At 63.6% G+C, this 20,880-nt stretch carries 23 protein-coding genes and 2 riboswitches; of the genes, 7 read left to right on the forward strand and 16 right to left on the reverse strand.

What is annotated here, in order from left to right; genetic code table 11:
* Positions 1-66 precede the first annotated feature (66 nt).
* Positions 67-1,617: a CpaF family protein gene (locus tag HGI46_RS05820; RefSeq protein ID WP_168903454.1), complete on the forward strand. Its 1,551-nt coding sequence runs from the start codon at positions 67-69 to the stop codon at positions 1,615-1,617.
* 7 nt (positions 1,618-1,624) lie between these two features.
* Here HGI46_RS05820 and HGI46_RS05825 read toward each other — a convergent pair whose 3' ends face one another.
* Complete coding sequence (locus tag HGI46_RS05825; protein WP_118073721.1) at positions 1,625-1,843, reverse strand: hypothetical protein; 219 nt, start codon at positions 1,841-1,843, stop codon at positions 1,625-1,627.
* A gap of 61 nt (positions 1,844-1,904) precedes the next feature.
* Between HGI46_RS05825 and HGI46_RS05830 the strand changes: the two genes are divergently transcribed.
* Positions 1,905-2,819, forward strand: a complete 915-nt coding sequence (locus HGI46_RS05830; protein ID WP_240344613.1) for a DMT family transporter — start codon at positions 1,905-1,907, stop codon at positions 2,817-2,819.
* A gap of 88 nt (positions 2,820-2,907) precedes the next feature.
* Positions 2,908-3,039: a hypothetical protein gene (locus HGI46_RS22355; RefSeq protein ID WP_277346255.1), complete on the forward strand. Its 132-nt coding sequence runs from the start codon at positions 2,908-2,910 to the stop codon at positions 3,037-3,039.
* 61 nt (positions 3,040-3,100) lie between these two features.
* On the opposite strand, the gene gcvPB is transcribed toward HGI46_RS22355, so the two are convergent.
* The 12 genes from gcvPB to HGI46_RS05890 form a co-directional block, all read right to left on the reverse strand.
* Positions 3,101-4,654, reverse strand: coding sequence for an aminomethyl-transferring glycine dehydrogenase subunit GcvPB (gene gcvPB / locus HGI46_RS05835; protein WP_168903455.1), 1,554 nt, complete (start codon positions 4,652-4,654; stop codon positions 3,101-3,103).
* Positions 4,651-6,009 (reverse strand): aminomethyl-transferring glycine dehydrogenase subunit GcvPA, encoded by a 1,359-nt coding sequence (gene gcvPA / locus HGI46_RS05840; protein ID WP_168903456.1) that lies wholly within the window; start codon positions 6,007-6,009, stop codon positions 4,651-4,653. The genes gcvPB and gcvPA overlap by 4 nt, the downstream gene beginning before the upstream one ends.
* A 4-nt stretch (positions 6,010-6,013) precedes the next feature.
* On the reverse strand, positions 6,014-6,385 hold the full coding sequence (gcvH, locus tag HGI46_RS05845) for a glycine cleavage system protein GcvH (protein ID WP_168903457.1): 372 nt from the start codon (positions 6,383-6,385) through the stop codon (positions 6,014-6,016).
* Entirely contained in the window at positions 6,385-7,521 is a 1,137-nt protein-coding gene (gene gcvT / locus HGI46_RS05850; protein WP_346766680.1) for a glycine cleavage system aminomethyltransferase GcvT, read from the reverse strand. Before gcvT ends, gcvH begins: the two co-directional genes overlap by 1 nt.
* A 63-nt stretch (positions 7,522-7,584) precedes the next feature.
* Positions 7,585-7,710, reverse strand: a riboswitch (glycine riboswitch).
* Positions 7,711-7,811: riboswitch (glycine riboswitch) on the reverse strand.
* A gap of 53 nt (positions 7,812-7,864) precedes the next feature.
* A complete protein-coding gene (locus HGI46_RS05855) occupies positions 7,865-8,542 on the reverse strand; it encodes an NAD(P)H-binding protein (protein WP_168903459.1) in 678 nt (225 codons plus the stop codon).
* Positions 8,535-9,704 (reverse strand): deoxyguanosinetriphosphate triphosphohydrolase, encoded by a 1,170-nt coding sequence (locus tag HGI46_RS05860; RefSeq protein WP_346766681.1) that lies wholly within the window; start codon positions 9,702-9,704, stop codon positions 8,535-8,537. The genes HGI46_RS05855 and HGI46_RS05860 overlap by 8 nt, the downstream gene beginning before the upstream one ends.
* Before the next feature lie 10 nt (positions 9,705-9,714).
* On the reverse strand, positions 9,715-10,404 hold the full coding sequence (locus HGI46_RS05865) for an amino acid racemase (RefSeq protein WP_118073715.1): 690 nt from the start codon (positions 10,402-10,404) through the stop codon (positions 9,715-9,717).
* 79 nt (positions 10,405-10,483) lie between these two features.
* Positions 10,484-10,804, reverse strand: a complete 321-nt coding sequence (locus HGI46_RS05870; protein WP_118073714.1) for a hypothetical protein — start codon at positions 10,802-10,804, stop codon at positions 10,484-10,486.
* The gene (locus HGI46_RS05875) at positions 10,804-12,216 is read right to left on the reverse strand and encodes an NAD(P)(+) transhydrogenase (Re/Si-specific) subunit beta (protein WP_168903461.1); all 1,413 of its coding nucleotides are present in this window, start codon (positions 12,214-12,216) and stop codon (positions 10,804-10,806) included. Before HGI46_RS05875 ends, HGI46_RS05870 begins: the two co-directional genes overlap by 1 nt.
* Entirely contained in the window at positions 12,216-12,500 is a 285-nt protein-coding gene (locus HGI46_RS05880; RefSeq protein ID WP_011445494.1) for an NAD(P) transhydrogenase subunit alpha, read from the reverse strand. Before HGI46_RS05880 ends, HGI46_RS05875 begins: the two co-directional genes overlap by 1 nt.
* A gap of 11 nt (positions 12,501-12,511) precedes the next feature.
* Complete coding sequence (locus HGI46_RS05885) at positions 12,512-13,627, reverse strand: NAD(P) transhydrogenase subunit alpha (protein WP_168903500.1); 1,116 nt, start codon at positions 13,625-13,627, stop codon at positions 12,512-12,514.
* Between the two features lie 19 nt (positions 13,628-13,646).
* Entirely contained in the window at positions 13,647-13,769 is a 123-nt protein-coding gene (locus HGI46_RS05890; RefSeq protein ID WP_118073712.1) for an aa3-type cytochrome c oxidase subunit IV, read from the reverse strand.
* Between the two features lie 168 nt (positions 13,770-13,937).
* On the opposite strand from HGI46_RS05890, the gene HGI46_RS05895 reads away from it, so the two are divergent.
* Both HGI46_RS05895 and HGI46_RS05900 read left to right on the forward strand, forming a co-directional pair.
* Complete coding sequence (locus HGI46_RS05895; RefSeq protein WP_118073711.1) at positions 13,938-15,356, forward strand: sigma-54 dependent transcriptional regulator; 1,419 nt, start codon at positions 13,938-13,940, stop codon at positions 15,354-15,356.
* A 19-nt stretch (positions 15,357-15,375) separates the two neighbouring features.
* Positions 15,376-16,143 (forward strand): SDR family oxidoreductase, encoded by a 768-nt coding sequence (locus HGI46_RS05900; protein ID WP_168903462.1) that lies wholly within the window; start codon positions 15,376-15,378, stop codon positions 16,141-16,143.
* On the opposite strand, the gene folP is transcribed toward HGI46_RS05900, so the two are convergent.
* The 3 genes from folP to HGI46_RS05915 all read right to left on the reverse strand — a co-directional run bounded on the left by folP (position 16,140) and on the right by HGI46_RS05915 (position 19,186).
* On the reverse strand, positions 16,140-17,249 hold the full coding sequence (gene folP, locus HGI46_RS05905; RefSeq protein WP_168903501.1) for a dihydropteroate synthase: 1,110 nt from the start codon (positions 17,247-17,249) through the stop codon (positions 16,140-16,142). The genes HGI46_RS05900 and folP overlap by 4 nt on opposite strands.
* Entirely contained in the window at positions 17,246-18,388 is a 1,143-nt protein-coding gene (locus HGI46_RS05910) for a site-specific DNA-methyltransferase (protein WP_168903463.1), read from the reverse strand. The genes folP and HGI46_RS05910 overlap by 4 nt, the downstream gene beginning before the upstream one ends.
* A 207-nt stretch (positions 18,389-18,595) precedes the next feature.
* A complete protein-coding gene (locus tag HGI46_RS05915; RefSeq protein ID WP_168903502.1) occupies positions 18,596-19,186 on the reverse strand; it encodes a ribonuclease HII in 591 nt (196 codons plus the stop codon).
* Positions 19,187-19,235: 49 nt separating this feature from the next.
* On the opposite strand from HGI46_RS05915, the gene HGI46_RS05920 reads away from it, so the two are divergent.
* Together HGI46_RS05920 and HGI46_RS21865 are read left to right on the forward strand one after the other, a co-directional pair.
* Positions 19,236-20,369 (forward strand): PQQ-dependent sugar dehydrogenase, encoded by a 1,134-nt coding sequence (locus HGI46_RS05920; RefSeq protein ID WP_168903464.1) that lies wholly within the window; start codon positions 19,236-19,238, stop codon positions 20,367-20,369.
* A gap of 145 nt (positions 20,370-20,514) precedes the next feature.
* Positions 20,515-20,772, forward strand: a complete 258-nt coding sequence (locus HGI46_RS21865) for a hypothetical protein (RefSeq protein WP_206065549.1) — start codon at positions 20,515-20,517, stop codon at positions 20,770-20,772.
* Positions 20,773-20,880 lie beyond the last annotated feature (108 nt).

The raw sequence follows: 20,880 nt of genomic DNA on the forward strand, positions 1-20,880 counted from the left end.
TCACGATGCTGGGTAATGGCCGATCATCAAGATCGTGTCGGGGTCCAAGTGCAAAGGTTTGAAACGATGAGCGCTTTCGGGCGAAAGAACGGTATTGCGGGGACGAGCAGCGGAGGCCGGCCTTCGTTCGGCGTCGCGCGGCCAATGCGCAATGGCGAAGCCCCCCCGGCAGCGACTCCCGCCACGGCCGCCGTACCCATGCCGATGCCGATGGGGGGTGATCAGTTTCCCCCGCTGCCCCCCATGGACCCGGTCGATTCGCCGCTCAACGCAGCATCGCTCAAGGCGGATGCGCTTACCCGCCTGGCGGACCGGGCCAACGGGGTCAACGAAGGCAATTATCAGGCCGAGGGTTTCGAAGCTTCGGTCCACAAGATCAAGGAACAGGTGCTGCCGCGCCTGCTCGAACGCGTCGATCCCGAAGCAGCGGCAACGCTGACCAAGGACGAGCTTTCCGAAGAATTCCGCCCGATCATCCTGGAAGTGCTGGCCGAACTCAAGGTCACGCTCAACCGGCGTGAGCAGTTCGCGCTGGAGAAGGTGCTGATTGACGAGCTGCTCGGCTTCGGGCCGCTGGAAGAGCTGCTCAACGACCCTGACGTTTCGGACATCATGGTCAACGGCCCTGAACAGACCTACATCGAAAAGAAGGGCAAGCTCCAGCTCGCCCCGATCCGCTTCCGCGATGAAAGCCACCTGTTCCAGATCGCTCAGCGCATCGTCAACCAGGTCGGCCGCCGCGTCGACCAGACCACGCCGTTGGCCGACGCCCGCCTCAAGGACGGCAGCCGCGTCAACGTGATCGTGCCGCCGCTGTCGCTTCGTGGCACGGCCATTTCGATTCGTAAATTTTCCGAAAAGCCGATCACGATCGACATGCTGCGCGATTTCGGCTCGATGTCGGACAAGATGGCGACCGCGCTGAAGATTGCGGGCGCTTGCCGCATGAACATCGTCATCTCGGGCGGTACCGGTTCGGGCAAGACGACCATGCTCAACGCCCTGTCAAAGATGATCGACCCGGGCGAGCGCGTGCTGACCATCGAAGACGCCGCCGAACTTCGTCTGCAGCAGCCGCACTGGCTGCCGCTCGAAACGCGCCCGCCGAACCTTGAAGGCCAGGGCGCAATTACCATCGGCGACCTTGTGAAGAACGCCCTGCGTATGCGTCCTGACCGCATTATCCTGGGCGAAATCCGTGGCGCGGAGTGCTTCGATTTGCTTGCCGCGATGAACACCGGCCACGATGGCTCGATGTGCACGCTTCACGCCAACAGCCCGCGTGAATGCCTTGGCCGTATGGAAAACATGATCCTGATGGGCGACATCAAGATCCCCAAGGAAGCCATCAGCCGACAGATCGCGGAATCGGTCGACATCATCGTTCAGGTCAAGCGCCTGCGCGACGGTTCGCGTCGCACCACCAACATCACCGAAGTGATCGGGATGGAAGGCGACGTGATCGTGACCCAGGAACTGTTCAAGTTCGAGTACCTCGACGAGACCGAAGACGGCAAGATCATCGGCGAATTCCGTCCCTCGGGCCTGCGCCCCTACACGTTGGAAAAGGCGCGCCAGTTCGGCTTCGACCAGGCCTATCTGGAAGCGTGCCTCTGATATCGGATCAGGCCGCGAACCATTCCCTCGCGGCAAGGCCGAGGAATACGCAAGCTGCCAGAAACGCGATCATGTAGATCACGGTCCACGGCATGAAACCCACCGCGTCCAGGTTGACGCGGCGAAAGCGCCGACGCTCGGCCCAGACCGATGTCGTCGCGACGACGAGCGCCAGTGCTCCGGCTGCGAAGTGAAATTGCCAGATATGCGGGAACCAGTCTTCCATTGCTCGCCAGATGGGCAAGGAAGGGGTTGATCGCAAGGGGCAATGGCCTATTGCCCGGGTCATGCCCAAGCCGATGTCCACCGCGCGTGACCGCCCCATGTTGGCCCTCGGCCTGAGGCTGGTTGCGACGGTCCTGTTCTCGGTCATGCTGCTGCTGGTCAAACTCACTGGCGAGCGAAACATCGCGCTGCCCGAAACGCTGTTCTTCCGGCAGGCCCTGCCGGCGCTGTCCATCTTCGGGTGGCTGGCGGCGCGCGGGCAGATCGGGCGGTTACGGACGCAGCGCCCATGGATTCACGCCCGGCGCGCGTTGATCGGCGGCACCGGCATGTTCCTGACGCTAGGCGTGGTCCGGCTGCTGCCCCTGGCCGAAGCGACCATACTGGGCTTCACGACGCCGATCTTCGCCGTGATCCTTTCTGCGTTGTTCCTCAAGGAAAAGGTCGGTCCGTGGCGCTGGACCGCGGTCATCATGGGCCTGATCGGGGTAGTTGTCATTGCCGGGCCTGACACCACCAGCCTTCCGCCGTTCGGCGTTGCTGTTGGCATCGGCGCCGCCTTCATGGTTGCGCTGGTGACGATCCAGGTTCGCGACCTTGGCCGCACCGAGGAGCCGATCACGGTCGTTTTCTACTTCTCGGCGTTCAGCGCCCCGGTCCTCGCGCTGGGGCTGATCGGGCAGGATCTTGGCCATGACGCCATCGGATGGGCGATGCTGGCCGGGATCGGCATCTCCGGGTTATTTGCGCAGATCGCGATGACCGCATCGCTCCGCTTCGGCTCGGTATCGAGCGTCATCGTGGTCGACTATATCCAGCTGGCTTGGGCGACATTCTGGGGTTGGCTGATCTTCAATCACCTTCCGCCAGCAACAACCTGGCTGGGCGCGCCGATCATCATCGGGGCGAGCCTGCTGATTGCCTGGCGCGAGCATTTGCTGGCGCGCGCCCGGGAACGTGCCCCTTTGGCTGCGTAACGGAACCGGCCTCGAATTCCGGCGTTCTTCCTTTCGTCAAATCGTGAGGTTTCCTTCTCCTCACTCTAAAGTTCGAAAGGTGAAAGCCATGATCCGCAAGTTCGTATTTGCCACCATGATGGGTGGCCTTCTGCTTGGTGCGACTGCCTGCAACACCGTCCGCGGCGCGGGTGACGACCTCAAGTCGGCCGCCAATGAAACCGAAAAAGCGATCAACTGATCGCCCAGTTAATCGGAAAAAAGGGCCGCTCCGGATTACCGGGGCGGCCCTTTTTGCATTCTCAGTCCTGGTAGACCAGCTTGGGCTTGCGCGCCGCCAGGGTCTCGTCAAGACGGCGCCGCGGTGCCAGATGCGGCGCGGACTTGAGCATTTCGTCCCCTGCCCTCGCCCGCTGTGCGAGCGACCGCATCGCGCCGATGAACTGGTCGAGCCCGGCCTTGCTCTCGGTCTCGGTCGGCTCCACAAGCATCGCTCCGTGAACGACCAGCGGGAAGTAGACTGTCATCGGGTGATAACCCTCGTCGATCAGCCCCTTGGCAAGATCGTTGGTCGAGAACCCTTCGGCAAAGCCATCGTCCGAGAACAGTGCTTCGTGCATGCACGGTCCGGCACTGCCGAACGGTGCATCGAGCACATCATCGAGGCTGCGCAGAACGTAATTGGCGTTCAGCACGGCATCGCCCGAGACCTTCCGCAACCCATCCGCACCGTGGCTGAGGATGTAGGCCAGCGCGCGGGTGTACATGCCCATCTGGCCGTGAAACGCGCACATCCTGCCGAAGGCCTGCGGATGCTCTTCATGCGCCTGCTCTTCCTCGATCAGCTTGATCGAGCCATCGGCCTGCCGCGCGGTGAACGGCAGCGGACCGAACGGGGAAAGCGCTTCGGACAGCACGACCGGCCCGGAACCCGGACCACCACCGCCATGCGGGGTCGAAAAGGTCTTGTGCAGGTTGATGTGCATGGCATCGACGCCAAGATCGCCGGGGCGCACCCGCCCGACGATGGCGTTGAAGTTCGCTCCGTCGCAATAGACGTAGCCACCTGCGGCGTGGACGGCATCGGCGATGATCTTCAGGTCGCGCTCGAAGAGGCCGCAAGTGTTCGGATTGGTAATCATTACGCCCGCGACGTCAGGACCGAGCCGCGCCGTCAACGCCGCGGTGTCTACGCGCCCGTCTGGCGTGGCCGGTATGTTCTCGACCTTGAACCCGGCGAAGGCAGCCGTTGCGGGGTTGGTGCCATGGGCACTTTCCGGCACAAGAATGACATCACGCGGATCACCCTTGGCTTCCAACGCGGCGCGTATGCAAAGCAGGCCACAGAGTTCGCCATGAGCACCAGCCTTGGGCGTCATCGCCACACCGTGCATGCCAGTCAATTCGATCAGCCAGTGCGCCAGTTCGTTGATCACGCCCAATGCGCCCTGCACGGTATGGACCGGCTGCAGCGGGTGCACGTCGGCAAAGCCGGGCATACGCGCAACCTTCTCGTCCAGTCGCGGGTTGTGCTTCATCGTGCACGAGCCGAGCGGGAACAGGCCGAGGTCGATGGCATAGTTCTGGCGTGACAGTCGCGTATAATGACGCACGGTCTCCGGCTCCGACAGGCCCGGCAGATCGGGACGTTCGGCCCGCGCCATCGGCCCCAATGCCGATAGGTCGATCCCGTCAGTCTCAGCGAAGTCCACGCCTGAGCGATCGGCATTGCCAAGTTCGAACAGCAGCGCTTCCTCAAGCTGGAGCGCGCGGTTGCCGGTGAAGGTCTGGATGCCGCTTTCGGGCGCGTTCTCGCCAATCGAGGGGCGCCATCCCGTTGGATTGATCGCGTTCATGCCAGCACCTCCCTCAGCGCCGCGACCAGCGCGGCGATGTCTTCATCCGTCGTGCATTCGGTCGCAGCCACGACCATGCCATTCGCAAGGCACTCTTCCTTCGGGTAGAGTCGGCCGAGCGAGATGCCTCCGAGCACTTGGCGGTCAGCCAGTTCGCGCACGATCTGGCGCGCGTCGCGCGGCAGGGTCACGGCGAACTCGTTGAAATAGTGGCTGTTGACCACCGTCACGCCCGGAACTTCGGCCAGCGCCGCCGCCGTCTTGCGCGCGGCGAGATGGCTGAGCTTGGCCATGTCCGACAGACCCGAACCGCCGAGCAGCGTCATGTGGATCGAGAACGCCAGCGCACATAGTCCTGAGTTGGTGCAGATATTGCTGGTCGCCTTCTCGCGGCGGATGTGCTGCTCGCGGGTCGAAAGCGTCAGCACGAAACCGCGCTTCCCATCGGCGTCCACAGTCTCTCCACACAGGCGGCCGGGGATCTGGCGCAGGTACTTCTCGCGGCAGCCGAAAAGGCCGAGATAGGGGCCGCCGAACTGGAGACCGACGCCGAGGGACTGCCCCTCACCCACGACGATATCGGCACCAAGGCTGCCTGGGCTTTTGAGCACGCCGAGCGCGACCGGCTCGGTCACCACCGCGATCAGCAGCGCGCCCGCGCCCTGGGCGGCGGCGGCAATCTTTGCCAGATCGGGAATGCGGCCAAGGATGTCGGGGTACTGCACGACAACACACGAGGTTTCAGCGTCGATCTTCGCGATCAGCGCATCATCATCCGGCGTGGCTTGCAGAACCGGTGCGCTGATGTCGAGCACGTCCCCGGTGAACTTGGCCATCGTGCGCGCCGTTTCGACGTAGTGCGGATGCACCCCGCCCGAGAGCACGGCCTTGCCGCGCTTGGTCACGCGACCCGCCATGGCGATGGCTTCCCAGCACGCAGTCGAGCCGTCGTAGAGCGAGGCATTGGCGACGTCAGTGCCGAACAGGTGGGCGACCTGGGTCTGGAATTCGAACAGCACCTGAAGCGTGCCTTGCGCAATCTCGGGCTGGTAGGGCGTGTAGGCCGTCAGGAACTCGCCCCGCTGGATCATGTGATCGACCGTGGCCGGCACGTGGTGGCGATAGGCCCCGGCGCCGAGAAAGAATGGCACCGATCCAGCGGTGGTGTTGTTGGCCGAAAGCCGCGCCATATGGCGTTCGACGGCCATTTCGGTGGCGTGATTTGGCAGGCCAGCGATGGGCACAGAGAGACGTGCCTCGGCTGGAACGTCGGCGAACAGCTCGTCGATCGACCCCGCACCAATGACCGAAAGCATGGCGCTCCGGTCGGCGTCGGTCAGTGGAAGGTAGCGCATGGGGTCACAGCTCCGCGACGTAGGCCTGATAGGCGGCCTCATCCATCAGGCCTTCGAGTTCGGCGGTGTCGGACAGGGTCATCTTCCACAACCAGCCCTCGCCCTCGGGGTCGGTGTTGACCAGTTCGGGCTGGTCTTCGAGCGCGGCGTTTGCGACCGTCACCTTGCCCGAAACCGGGGCGTAGACGTCGGACGCTGCCTTGACGCTGTCGACCACCGAGGCGCTGTCGCCCTTGGTCACTTCGCTGCCTTCGCCGGGAAGTTCGGCAAAGGTGATGTCGCCCAGCTGGCTCTGCGCGTAGTCGGTGATCCCGACAGTCGCTTCAGCGCCTTCAACCGCGATCCATTCGTGGTCCTTGGTGAAATAGCGGGTCATCAGGCGGCTCCTTTGCGATGGTAGCGATGGGGAACGAAAGGCATGGGAACGACGCTGGCGGCGAGTCTGCGGCCGCGCACATCGATGGAAAGCGAAGTGCCGGGGGCGGCAAGATCGACAGGCACGTAGGCCATCGCGATCGGGCGCTCGAGGCTGGGTGAGAAGCCGCCCGAAGTGACTGCGCCCACTTCCGTGTCTCCGGAAAGGACCTTGGCGCCTTCGCGCGCGGCCATGCGGCCATCGATAGCGAGGCCGACGCGGCGGGTGAGCGCTCCGGCGGCGATCAGCGGCAGGACCTTGTCCGCGCCAATGAAGCCGCCTTGGCTGCGGCGGCGCTTGTTGATGCCGAACAGAAGTTCGGCGCTGACCGGATCGATGGTTTCGGTCATGTCATGGCCATAGAGCGGAAGGCCTGCCTCAAGCCGCAGACTGTCGCGCGCGCCGAGGCCGATTGGCTTCACCTGAGACAGGGCACAGATCAGATTCGCCAGCTCCGTTGCGTTCTCGGCGGGAACCGCGATTTCGAAGCCGTCCTCGCCGGTATAGCCCGAGCGGCTGATCCAGGCGTCTACTCCGCCCAGCTTGAACGATCCGCCGCGCATGAAAGTCAGCGCCGAAAGCGGAAGCTCGCCGGACACCAGCGGTTCGAGCGCTTCAAACGCCTTCGGCCCCTGAAGCGCGAACAACGCGCTGTCCTCAAGGTGATTGATCGTCACCGCATCGGGCAGATGCTCGCGCAGATGGCCGATATCGTCCCACTTGGTCGCACCGTTGACGACGAGGTAGAAGCCGGTGCCCCAACGCGTGACCATAAGGTCATCGAGAATGCCACCTTCCTCGTTCAGCAGAAGCGAATAGCGCACGCCGCCAACGGGCAGGGTCGAAAGGTCGATCGGCAGGACGGCTTCAAGCGCCGCTTCCACGCCTTCGCCCGAGACGTAGAGCTGGCCCATGTGCGAGACGTCGAAGAACCCTGCACTTTCGCGGGTCCAAAGGTGTTCTGCGATGATGCCTTCAAATTGAACCGGCATCCAGTAACCGGCGAAGTCGACCATCCGGCCGCCGCGAGCGCGGTGCCATGCGTCAAGCGGAAGCGTCAGCGGGCCGACCGCCACGTCAGGATCGAAGTCGGCAATTTCGCCAGAATTTTCGTATGTGTCGCTCACAAATATCATTCCCGTGCAGTTCAGGCGCCATTCGGCGCCCCCTCTGTCACGGAAACCTGAGAGCTTTCCCCCGCCCGCCTCTCCAGACGGGTTTGGTTGGGGTTACCCCTTCGGCGGCCCTTCCCTTTGCGGGAAGCGGCACTTTCCAGAGTGTCGCTATCGACCAACGCGGTCCATTTGCCTGAGAGATTCCGGGGCGGTTGCTCCTTCGGCGTCTCTCGACCCTGAACGAATCGAGAGAGCTCTCCCGCGCGATCAGCGACGGCTCCTCATCGTTGCACTGCAGCGTGAAGTCAACCGGAGTGAGCTCAGCTTATCCCCGGCGCAGGATGCGCTGCATCTCGTCATGCTGATGAACGACGCGCCCGCGCTGTTTCGTGCCGGCGAGCCTGAGGATCACGCGGGCAACGTCGCTGGCCTTGGCTGAACGGTACTTTCTCAGGCTTCCAACCATCAGCAAGTCTACGAGAGGACTCAGGATCATCCCGATCCGTTCCGCCGGTCGTGCCGCACCTTCGCGCTTACCGCGCAATAGTCCGGGCCGGATCAGGTCGAGGCGATCGAAATGCAGCTTTGCCAGCTTGTCCTCGACCTCGCCCTTGACCGAAAGGTAGAAGTTCTTCGACGAGAACTGCGCACCGACCGAGGATACCACGATCAGCTGCCTCGCCCCCACAGCCTTTGCTGCCGCAGCGCACTCCAGCACCAGATCGTGATCCACGGCGCGGAAGGCCTGCTTGTCACCACCCACGGCCTTGATCGTGGTGCCAAGCGCAATCACCACGGTGTCCGGCCGCCCTGCAGCGATGGCATCAGGCCAATGCCCTGCATCGGACAGCAGCATTTCCATCCGCGCGCCTTTGGGCAACGGCACTTCGCGTCGGGCCACGGCAACGAGGTGAATGTCTGGCCGCCCGACAGCCTCGGCCATCACCGCACGGCCAACCAGCCCGGTCGCGCCGACGAGAACCACCCTCGTCTGCTCAGACATTGCGCAACCCTTCTGGTGCCTGTCCAAACAGCCTGGCGTAGCTGTCGATCGCATAGCGATCGGTCATCCCTGAAATGAAGTCCGCAATGTGCCGTGTTCGCGCCGGTTCGGCATGGGGCAGCGTGTTGCGCCAGCTTTCGGGCATCTGCACTGGGTCACCAGCATAGGCCTTGAACAGCTGGGCAATCACGTCCTTGGCCCGGTCTGCCGTCTGGCATTGCTCTTCGTGCAGATAGAGCCGATCATACATAAACTGCTTGAGCGCCCGCTCTTCCTCGCCCATCGCTGGGGAAAACGTGGCCAGCGCACGGCCGGCCGCACGCACGTCTTCCACGCTGGCCACGCCGGTTTCCCAGATGTTCGCTTGCGCCGTGGCGATCACGTCATTGACCATGCGCCCGATCTGGCCTCGCACCAATTCGCGCAACAGCCGGTCTTGCGGAGCACCCGGAAACCGTCGCTCGATGGAGCGCCATTGCTCGGCCAGCGAAGGCAACTGCAGCAGCTGGTCAAGGCACAGGAATCCTGCACGAAGACCGTCGTCGATATCGTGATTGTCGTAGGCAATATCATCCGAGATTGCCGCGACTTGTGCCTCCAGCGACGCGAACGAGCTGAGGTCCATTGGAAACGCAGCGTCCAGGTCCTCGAGCGCCCAGGTCGGCTTCAGGATCGGCCCGTTGTGCTTGGCGAGGCCCTCCAGCGTTTCCCACGAAAGGTTCAGCCCCTCATGCCCGCAATAAGGGCTTTCGAGCCGCATCAGCACTCGCAGCGTGTTGGCGTTGTGATCGAAGCCACCAGCCTCGGCCATGGCCTCCTCCAGAGCATCTTCCCCCGCGTGGCCAAAGGGAGGATGGCCTATATCGTGCGCTAGGCACAAAGCCTCGGTCAGATCCTCGTCAAGGCCCAGCGCCCGCGCGATCACGCGCCCGATCTGCGCCACTTCCAGGCTATGCGTCAGTCGCACCCGATAGTGGTCACCATCGGGCGCGATGAACACTTGCGTCTTGTGGCGCAGACGCCGGAACGCAATGGAATGGATGATCCGGTCGCGGTCGCGCTGGAACGCGCTTCGTGGGCCGCGTGAAGCCTTGTCGTCCAGCCCGAACTCCCGCCCGCGCGTGCGCGCAGGGTCGCTGGCATAAGGAGCGCGGCCCTCGATCACGCTGCGGTCAACCGAGAATCCAGTCGACCGCGGCCTGCGCGTGGATGCGCGTGCCATCGAAGATTGGCAGGACGTTGGCGTCCACGTCGATCACCATGTCGAGCTCGGTACACGCCAGAACCGCGCCCTTTGCGCCGCGCTGGCCCATGTTGGTCAGCATGGTCTTGAACGTCCGCTCGGCCGAGCGCGAGGCCTTGCCCAGCATCAGTTCGTCGTAGATGATCTTGTCCATCGCCTCGACTTCCTCGACCACCGGGGGCAGGAGGCTGACGCCATGCGCGACGAGGCGCTTGCGGTAGAAGCTCTCCATCACGACGTTGCGGGTGCCGATCAGCGTGGCGTTGCTGACGCCCGCTTCCTTCATCTTCGCGCCCACCGCGTCGGCAATGTGGATGACCGGCACCGACACTGCTGCCGCCACATGATCATAGACCTTGTGCATCGAATTCGCGCCGATCAGCAGCGCAGTCGCTCCCGCCTGTTCGAGCCTGCGGGCGCTGTCGGTCAGCACCTCGGCGGCATGGTCCCACTGCTCTGGCGTCGAGAGGCGGATCAGGTTGGTGAAGTCGAGGCTTTCGATCAGCAGCGGCGCACTGGCCGTCTTCGAGGTGCGCGCCTGCACCAGCTGGTTGATGTCTTCGTAGTAGGTGCGGGTCGAAACCCAGCTCATGCCGCCGATAAGGCCGATCTTGCGCAAAACGATAACTCCCCGGGCTTGGATGACAGGCCCCTGTTTGCACCGGCCTTACGAAAGGCCGCGCGGGAGGTCCAGAGCGCTAGCGCTTCTTCTCGGGCGCCAGACCGCTCGCACAGAGCGCTGCGGCGCTTGTCGTAACGCCCAGCAGTTCGGCGTCGCCAAGGCGCTTCACCGTCGCCACATAATCCGCCAGTGCGCGCTTGGTGCCCTGCAACGCCTGCAGGCGCTGCAACTGTCCGATGCTCAAGCGATCGGTCATGCGCTCCGCCATGCAGGCGGCATTGGAATCGGAAAGGCCCGCATCGACAAGCGCCGAGCGGACCTTTCCATAAGCCAGTTTCGATGGCGCACAGGACGCCGCTACCAAGGCAATCGCGATGACGGCAGCGTCTTTGCGCATCAGTGCTGCAGCGCCTTGACGATGTCCTCGACCATCTTCTTGGCGTCGGCCAGGAGCATCATGGTCTGGTCCATGTAGAACACGTCGTTGTCTACACCAGCATAGCCCACTCCGCCCATCGAGCGCTTGACGAAGAAGATCGTCTTGGCCTTGTCGACGTCGAACACCGGCATGCCGTAGATCGGCGAGGACTTGTCGGTCTTGGCCGCCGGGTTGACCACGTCGTTGGCGCCGATGATGAAGGCAACGTCAGCCTGCGCGAACTCGCTGTTGATGTCTTCCAGCTCGAACACTTCGTCATAAGGAACGTTGGCTTCGGCCAGCAGCACGTTCATGTGCCCAGGCATGCGACCCGCAACAGGGTGGATGGCGTACTTGACGTTGACGCCTTCCTTCTTGAGCACGTCGCCCATCTCGCGCAGCGCGTGCTGCGCCTGGCTTACGGCCATGCCGTAGCCGGGGATGATGATGACGTTCTCGGCTTCCTTCATCATGTAGGCCGCATCCTCGGCAGACCCGCGCTTCCACGGGCGCTGCTCGCGGGCAGCGCCACCAGCGGCAGAGGCTTCTGCGCCAAACCCGCCCGCGATAACCGCAAGGAAGCCGCGATTCATCGCCTTGCACATGATGTACGAGAGGATCGCACCCGAGGAGCCGACCAGCGCGCCGGTCACGATCATCGCGGTGTTGTGCAGCGTAAAGCCCATCGCCGCAGCCGCCCAGCCCGAGTACGAGTTGAGCATCGAGACGACCACCGGCATGTCCGCGCCGCCGATCGGGATGATCAGCAGGAAGCCGATGATGAACGACAGTACGGTGATCGTGGCGATTACCCAGGCCGACTGGTCCTGCGTGAAGTAGGCGACAAGGGCGATGATCGCGACCAGCGTGCCGAGGTTCAGCACGTGCCGCCCCGGCAGCAGGATCGGCGATCCGCTCATCTTGCCGGCAAGCTTGAGGAAGGCGATGACCGAGCCGGAGAACGTGATCGCACCGATGGCGATGCCAAGGCCCAACTCGATGCGGCTGACCGGGTTGATCTGGCCGTCAGGCAGCATGATCCCGAAGGCATCAGGATTGAGGTAGGCGGCAAGCCCCACCAGCACTGCAGCAAGGCCGACCAGCGAGTGGAACGCGGCGACCAGCTGCGGCATGTCGGTCATCGCGATCTTTCGCGCGATGACGAAGCCGATGCCGCCACCGATGGCGAGAGCCACGATGATCTCGGGCAGGCTGGCGATCGAGTGCGTGAGCAGCGTGGTGGCAACCGCGATGGTCATGCCGATCATGCCATAGCGGTTGCCCGCACGGCTCGTCGCCGGGCTGGAAAGCCCGCGCAGCGCGAGGATGAACAGGACGCCCGAGACCAGATAGGCCAGCGCGACCCAGGGAGAGACAGCGACGTGCTCCATCACTTCTTCTCCTTCTTCTTGTACATCGCCAGCATGCGCGCGGTAACGGCGAAGCCGCCGAAGATGTTGACCGAAGCCAGCACCACCGCACCCAGCCCCAGCCACTTGGCAGACGGGCTACCGGCAGCCGCCGAAGCGACCAGCGCGCCCACCACGATCACCGAGGAAATCGCATTGGTCACTGCCATCAGCGGCGTATGCAAGGCCGGCGTGACCGACCAGACGACGTAGTACCCGACAAAGCAGGCGAGCACGAAAATGCTCAGGATCGATATGAAGTCCATGGCTTTCCCCCTCAGCCGAGCAGTCGTTCGTTGACCACCTTGCCGCCCTGCGTCAGGCGGATGGCGTTGCCGATTTCCTCGTCAAGAACAGGCTTGCCCTGCTCCTTGTCCCAGAAGGCCGAGAGGAAGTTGTAGAGATTGCGGCTGAACAGCGCCGAAGCATCCGCCGGCAGGTGCGCAGGCGTGTTCGAATAGCCGACGATCTTGACGCCGTGCTTCTCGACCACCTGATCCGCCACCGAACCCTCGACATTACCGCCCTGCGCCACGGCAAGGTCGAAGATGACCGAGCCCGGCTTCATCGTCGCGATCTGCGCATCCGAGATCAGGCGCGGCGCGGCACGGCCCGGGATCAGCGCAGTCGTGATGACGATGTCCTGCTTGGCGATGTGCGCGCTGACCAGCTCGGCCTGCGCCTTCTGGTATTCCTCGCTCATTTCCGTGGCATAGCCGCCGGCGCCCTCGCCTTCGATACCGGCGACGCTTTCCACGAAGATCGGCTTGGCGCCGAGCGACTGGATCTGCTCCTTGGTGGCAGAGCGCACGTCGGTCGCCGAGACCTGCGCACCGAGGCGGCGCGCCGTGGCAATCGCCTGAAGACCGGCAACGCCGACGCCCATGACGAAGCACTTGGCAGCCGAGACCGTGCCTGCCGCCGTCATCATCATCGGGAACGCGCGGCCATAGAGGTTCGCTGCGACCAGCACTGCCTTGTACCCGGCAAGGTTCGACTGCGAAGACAGAATGTCCATGGACTGCGCACGCGTGATGCGCGGCATAAACTCCATCGCCAGCGCTTCGTATCCGGCAGCGGCATAGGCATCCACCCGTGCCCGCTTGCCGAAGGGATCAAGCCCAGCAACAATCCATGCGCCCGGATTGGCGCCAGCCAGAAGCTCAGGCTCCGGACCCTGCACGCCGAGCACGATGTCCGCGCCCTGCACCGCATTGTCCGTCACCTCGGCTCCTGCCGCACGGTATTCATCGTCAGAGATCGAGGCGGTAATACCCGCCCCGGTCTCGACAGCCACCGTAGCCCCGAGGGCAATGAATTTCTTGCAGGTCTCCGGCGATGCCGAAACCCTGCTCTCCCCTGTCGCACGTTCCCGAAGGACGGCGATCTTTATTGCCCCCGCCACGGCGCTCTTACTGGATCACCAGGACGACCACGAAAACCAGCACGCAAATTGCTGGCGTGGCCCACTTTACCATGTTCACGAAGCCTTCGTAGGTCGACTTTGCAGCCTTGATGTCGTTTGCCGGAGCCATTTTCTTCCCCAAAAACCATGCGCCACTGGGGCGCGACGTGCATGCTCTAGCGGTGGCCGTCCCTGCGCTCAAGTGCGGAGCGGTCCTATCGCGCTTAATCGGGTCTTTACCCTATGACCTTAGACCGACGCTCCTGACGTATTTGCGGGGGAGTCAAAAGACTAGGTCATGCAGGAGCCCGAACAGCGCCTTCTCATGCTGATTGATGACGAACCCGCCCAGTGTCGCCTGATCTCGGCGCTGGCTTCGCGGGAGGGATGGCGCACGATCATCGCCCGCGATTCGGAAAGCGCAATCGCCACGCTCGGCACTCGCCAGGGCATGCAACTCGGCGCCATCATTCTCGACCAATGGGTTCCCGGCGACGATGCCTGCGCGCTGATCGCTGAATTGAAGGCACGCCGCCCTGCCCTTCCGATCCTGATGCTCACCACCAGCAACTCGCCACTGCTCGCGGTTGAGGCCATGCGCGCGGGCGCCACCGATTACCTGATCAAGCCGGTTGCGCCGGAACGCCTGCTCCAGGCCCTGCGCAGTGCAACTTCGCGCGAAACCGACGCCAGCGAACTGCAGCCCCTCACAGAGAAGTTCGGCACAGCGCTGGACTTCGATTCGATGATTGGTGCAACTCCAGCCTTCCGTGCCGCGCTGGCCGTAGCCGCGAAGGCAGCGCGGACCCATGGCAGTATCCTGATCGAAGGCGAAAGCGGCACGGGCAAGGAAATGCTGGTCCGCGCCATGCACGCCGCCAGCCCGCGCAGCCGCACCGCGCTCAAGACCATCAACATCGGCGGCATGCCTGCCAATCAGGTCGAGTCCGCCTTGTTCGGACACGAAAAGGGCGCCTTCGCCGGAGCGTTTGAACGTCACGTAGGACTGCTCCAGCACGCCGATGGCGGCACCCTGGTGATCGACGAGGTCGATCGCCTGCCCGATACCGTGCAGGAGCGCATGATCCGCTTCCTCGAACGGGGCGACGTCCAGCCCATCGGCGCGCGTCATTCTTTCCGCGTCGATGTGCGAGTGATCGCCTGCGCCAATGCCGGCCTGCGCGACCTCGTCGAGACCCGCGACTTCCGCGCTGAACTCCACGCCTTGCTCAGCCAGACACAAGTCCTGCTGCCCGCCCTGCGTGAGCGCGCCGCCGATATTCCGGCGCTTGCAAGGCATTTCCTGACCCGCATCGGTGAACAGCCGGGCCTCAGGCCGCTGGGCATTACCGATGGCGCACTGGCACTGCTGTCGGCATACGATTGGCCCGGCAACGTCCGCCAGTTGCAAGCCACCCTGTTCCGCGCCGCCGTGTTCTGCGATGGCGAGGCCCTTACGGCACAGGACTTCCCAAGCCTTTCAAGCTTGATCGGGGAATCCAGCCGCCGTGCACCGAACGTCACCGATGGTGCCGGCATCACGTTATTCGCACCCGATGGCAACCTGCGACCACTCGAAGAGATCGAGGCCGATGTCATTCGCCTTGCCATCGGCCATTACCGGGGCCGCATGACCGAAGTTGCCCGCCGCTTGGGCATCGGCAGGTCCACCCTTTACCGCAAGCTTTCGGAACTGGGCATCGACAACGCCGCCTGACCCGCGCTAGCCTGCGGGCATGACGGGAACCACGGAATTTGCGGGGCGCGTCGCGCTCGTGACCGGCGCGGCATCTGGCATCGGGGCAAGCGCTGCCCGCTGGCTCGATGCGCAAGGTATCGAAGAACTCGTTCTGGTCGACATCGATCGTCCCGCGCTCGATCGCTTGGCTCTAGCCTGCAAGGCACGCCCTTTCGGCGGCGATGTCTCCGATCCGTCGCTGTGGAAACTGCTCGAGCGCGAAGTGCCGCGGATCGACTTCGCCGTGCTCAATGCCGGCATTGCCAGCAATGGCGAGATCACGGACCTTGATATCACGGCGTGGCGCAAGACCCTCTCGGTCAATCTTGACGGGACGTTTCTCTCGCTGCGAACCGCCTTGCGCGCCATGAAGAAGGCCGAGAGCGGAGCCGTCGTGCTGACGGCGTCGGTGTCCGGTATAAAGGCGGCTGCCGGAACCGCTGCCTATTCAGCTTCAAAAGCGGCCACGATCCAGCTCGCCAAGGTCGCCGCTGCAGAAGCCGCTAGGTATGGTGTTCGCGTGAATGCCATCGCACCGGGCGGAGTCGACACCGGCATCTGGGACCGCGCCGAGTGGTTTGCCACCCTTGTGGAACAGCACGGTGGCCGAGCCGAAGCGCTTGCCGCAATGGCGAAGGATGCAACGCCGCTGGGCCGCTTCGCCCGTGCCGATGAAGTCGCCGCGCAGATCGGCTTCCTGCTGTCCGACGCGGCTGCCACCATCACCGGCACCTGCCTGGTCAGCGATGGCGGCGTTTCACTCTAGACGGCTTGCGCAAAGTCCGTCAGGGCCGCGTCACGCAAGCCGCGCCATACGTGTAGCGCCTGGACCGTTTCTGCCACGTCGTGCACCCGTACCATCTGGCAGCCCGCATCCATTGCTTTGAGCGCCAGCATCACCGAACCCGGCATGCGCTTATGCGCCGGCACCTCATTCGACAGCGCCCCGATCATCCGCTTGCGGCTTGCCCCGAACAGGATCGGCTGGCCGAGCGCATGGAACATTGGCAGGGCATTGATCAGCGCAAGGTTCTCGGCCAGCGACTTGCCAAAGCCTATGCCCGGATCCAGCAGCACCTTCTCCCGCGCGATCCCCGCCGCCACGGCTGCATCACGACGTTCGCGCAAGGCATCGAAGACATCGAGCACAACATCGGCATAATCGCCATCGGCGTGCAGATCGCCATCAGTGCCCGGCGCATGCATCAACACCACCGGCGCGCCTGACCGCGCGACGATCTCTGCCGTTCGTGCGTCGTGACGCATGGCCGAAACATCGTTGACGATGTGCGCTCCTGCCGCCAGCGCTGCCTCGATCACCGTGGAGCGTCGGCTGTCGATGGAGATCGCCGCACCCGCTGCCGCCAGTTGCTCGATCACCGGCACGACGCGCTTGACCTCGTCGCCCTCCCACACCGCCGCTGCGCCGGGGCGGGTGGACTCACCGCCAACGTCGATCAGCGCCGCTCCGGCTGCCAGCATCGCGTGGGCATGATCCAGCGCGGCATCGGGTTTGTCGAGGAATTGGCCGCCATCGGAAAAGCTGTCCGGCGTGACGTTGAGAATGCCCATCACCACCGGTTGATCGATGCGCAGCGTCCGCTCCCCGCAGACCAGCGGCGCGTGCGTGCGGCGCAGGTTGTCCCACTGCTCCAAAGTATCGGCGGCAAGTGCATCGGGCAAAGTCGCAATCGCCGCCTGAATCTCGCCCGCGCCAAACCGCTGGCGCGAAACAACCTTCCCGCCCTCACGCACGATCAGGGCAAACCGGCTGGCATAGACCAGCCCGCCGCCCAACCTGATCGCCTCACCCTCCTCCGCCTGCGGACTATCGCACAGCGCAATCGGGCGAATGTAGACGCTTTGCATCAGTCCTCGACAGCCAGCAGATAGAGTTGCCGCAGCGCATCGATCGGCTTGACCTCGCCCTCATGTTCAACATGCCAGAAGGTCCAGCCATTGCACGAAGGCGCACCCTGCAGCTTCGCGCCCAGGCCATGGATCGATCCGGTCTCGGCCCCCGCCTGCAGCGAACCGTCAGCGCGCACCACCGCCTCGAACTTCGCCTTCTTCGCCGTCAGCCGTGTACCCGGCGTGAGCATACCGCTCTCGACCAGCGCCCCGAACGCCACCTTCGGCGCGCTGCGCTTCGACTGCATTGTCGTCAGCGCGCTTTCATCCAGCGGCAGCGCCAGTTCGATGCGCTCCTGCGCCACTTCGATGTAATCGTCCTCGCGCTCGCAGCCGATCCAGTCGCGGCCCAGCCGCTTGGCCACCGCGCCGGTCGTTCCGGTGCCGAAGAACGGGTCGAGCACCACGTCGCCCTTGTTGGTCGTAGCCAGCATCACGCGATAGAGCAGCGCCTCGGGCTTCTGCGTCGGGTGCGCCTTGGTACCATTGCGGCGCAGCCGTTCCGGCCCGGAACAGATCGGCAGAACCCAGTCCGAGCGCATCTGCAACTCGTCGTTCAGCGTCTTCATCGCGCGATAGTTGAAGGTGTACTTCGACTTCTCGCTTTTCGACGCCCAGATCAGCGTCTCGTGCGCATTGGTAAAGCGCGTGCCCTTGAAGTTGGGCATCGGGTTGGCCTTGCGCCAGACGATGTCGTTGAGGATCCAGAACCCCAGGTCCTGCAGGATCGTGCCGACGCGGAAGATGTTGTGATAGCTGCCGATCACCCAAATCGAACCATCGGGCTTCAGCAGGCGCCGCGCCTCGGTCAGCCATTCGCGGGTAAACTGGTCGTAGACCGCAAAGCTTGAAAACTTGTCCCAGTCGTTGGTCACCGCATCGACATGGCTGCCATCAGGCCGTGCCAGATCGCCGCCCAATTGCAGGTTATAGGGCGGATCGGCAAAGATCATGTCGATCGAGGCGTCGGGCAGCTTGCGCATTTCCGAAATGCAGTCCCCGCGCAGGATCTGGTTCACCGGCAGCGCAACATCCGCCTTCAGCACCTTTGCCGGCGCCGCACGCAATGCCTTCGCGCGTTCCTTGACTGCAACTGCCATATCTAGTCCCTGACCCCTTGTGGATAAGGCCACCGTTTGAGTCATCAGGGACTCGCCGTCAAGCGGCGACTCGCCAGATTCCGGCGAGTCGCGCGGGGTTCAGGATGAGAACGAAAAGAGTCTATTTCGATATCTAGAGTCTTGGGACGGGCGCAGGACTCAATATCTGGTAGTGTGCCCACGCGGACTCACCGCCAAATTTTTTCGTCAGAGCAACTGCAACTGCGCCACCGGAGCAAAGCTGCGCCGGTGCAGCGGCGACGGCCCATGTTCGCGCAGGGCCGCGAGATGCTCGGGCGTGCCATACCCTGCATTGCGCTCCCACCCGTAGTGCGGATGCGCAAGAGCCGCTTCGCGCATGATCCGGTCACGGTGTTCCTTGGCGATGATCGAGGCGGCTGAAATGCACGGCTCCAGCGCATCGCCGCCGACGATCGGCCGTGCGGGCCAGCACCATTCGGGCCGCCGGCCATGCGGCGTCAGGTTGCCGTCGACCAGCACCTCGCCCACGCCCTCGTCATGCGCGATCTGCTCGCACAGTGCCTGCACCGCCAGCGTCATTGCCAGCATCGTCGCGCCGAAGATGTTGAGCCGGTCGATCTCCTCGGGCTCGACGACGCCCACGGCCCATCTGCAGCGCCGCTTGATCTTCTCCTCAAGCTCCGCCCGCCGCGCCGCGCTCAGCTTCTTGGAATCATCCAGACCCGAAGGCCGCGGCTTGCACAAGACCACCGCCGCCGCCACCACTGGCCCGGCCAGCGGCCCACGCCCCGCCTCGTCCACGCCGATGGTGACCATGGACGAAAAGGAGGTGGCACAACTGGCGTTCAGAGGCATTGTGGGCTGCATGACGAATCCGATCCTGCGCTCGCTATCGCCTCTCGCCCTACTCCTCGCAAGCTGCGGCTCATCGATTTCTGCCCAGGGCGCTGACCCTTCCACAGCGGACATCGCGATCACCGATGTCGCCACGTTCGACGAGCCCTGGGCGATGACCTTTCTGCCCGGCACCAATAAGGCGCTGATCACCGAGAAGAAGGGCAAGCTCAAGCTCTGGACCGAGGGCACCGATAAGACCGTCGAGGTCTCGGGCACCCCCACGGTCGATTACGGCGGACAAGGGGGCTTTGGCGATGTCGTCGCCGCGCCCGATTTCGCGCAGAGCGGCATGGTCTATCTCAGCTGGGTCGAAGCGGGCGAGAAGGACACGCGCGGCGCGGTGGTCGCCCGGGCAAAGCTCGTCATGGGCGACGCGCCTCGCCTCGAAGGCTTAAACGTGATCTGGCGGCAGTTCCCCAAGGTCACCGGCAAGGGCCACTTCTCGCACCGCATCGCCTTCTCGCCCGACGGGAAATACCTGTTCATCTCCTCGGGCGAGCGGCAGAAGTTCACCCCGGCACAGGACCTGAGCGCGAACCTCGGCAAGGTCATCCGCCTCCTGCCCGATGGCGCCCCCGCCCCCGGCAATCCCTTTGCCGAAAAGGGCGGAATCTCCGCGCAAATCTGGTCCTATGGCCACCGCAACCTGCTCGGCCTCGCCTTCTCGCCCGATGGCCGCCTGTGGGATCTGGAACACGGCCCTGCCGGTGGTGACGAGATCAACCACGTCGAGCCCGGCAAGAACTACGGATGGCCGCTGGTCTCGGACGGCGACCACTACGACGGCAAGCCGATCCCCCGCAACAAGACCCGCCCCGACCTCGCCCAGCCCGCGATCAGCTGGAACCCTGTCATCGCGCCGGGCGACATGATCTTCTACACCGGCAAAGCCTTCCCCCAATGGCAAGGCCAGGCCCTGATCGCAGCCCTGGGTGCAGGCGGCATCGTCCGCGTGAAGATCGACGGCGAGAAAGCCACCGAACTCGAACGCATAGACCTCGGCAACCGCATCCGCGAGATCGAGCAAGCACCAGATGGGACGCTCTATGTGCTTGATGATGGCGAGGGGGCGAAGTTGCGGCATGTTGTGCCGAAGGGGTGAGAATAGGCAGCGGCCCGCACCGCTGTAGAGTGTGAGACGTACCGAGAATCCTGCGTCGCCCAGCAGCGGTCTTATCCGGCCAGATCAACACGAGCCATAAGTCAGCTTTCAAGTGGATGCTAAAGGCAAGTTGCGGAGCAATCTAATGGAGCGATTGAAGGGATACGTCAGCCTTGACGGCCTAAGAAAGCTAGACATCTTCAGAAATTCCAGCGAGCTGTTCCAATTCGAAGAGTTTGTTGTCGAGCTTATAGTGGAACCCGATGCTGAAAATTTCGAGGAGGGTACGACCTATTGGAATTGCACACACTCTTCTGGACTGTATGCAAGTGTAGAAGATGCTGATGAGGATGCGAAAGCTTCGCTTCCGTGGTTGCGTGAGGGCAAGTATTTGCTGTCATAAGTGCCTGATTCAGAAGTTTCTCAATTCCAGCAATATCTTGCGGTTCGGCGCGTGAGCATTCGGATTGAAGCTATGAGTGCCCATGCGGTTGAAGACGCGATGGACTTT

Origin of the sequence: Novosphingobium sp. ERW19 (genome assembly GCF_012641315.1) — a bacterium.
Taxonomy (GTDB): Bacteria; Pseudomonadota; Alphaproteobacteria; order Sphingomonadales; family Sphingomonadaceae; genus Novosphingobium.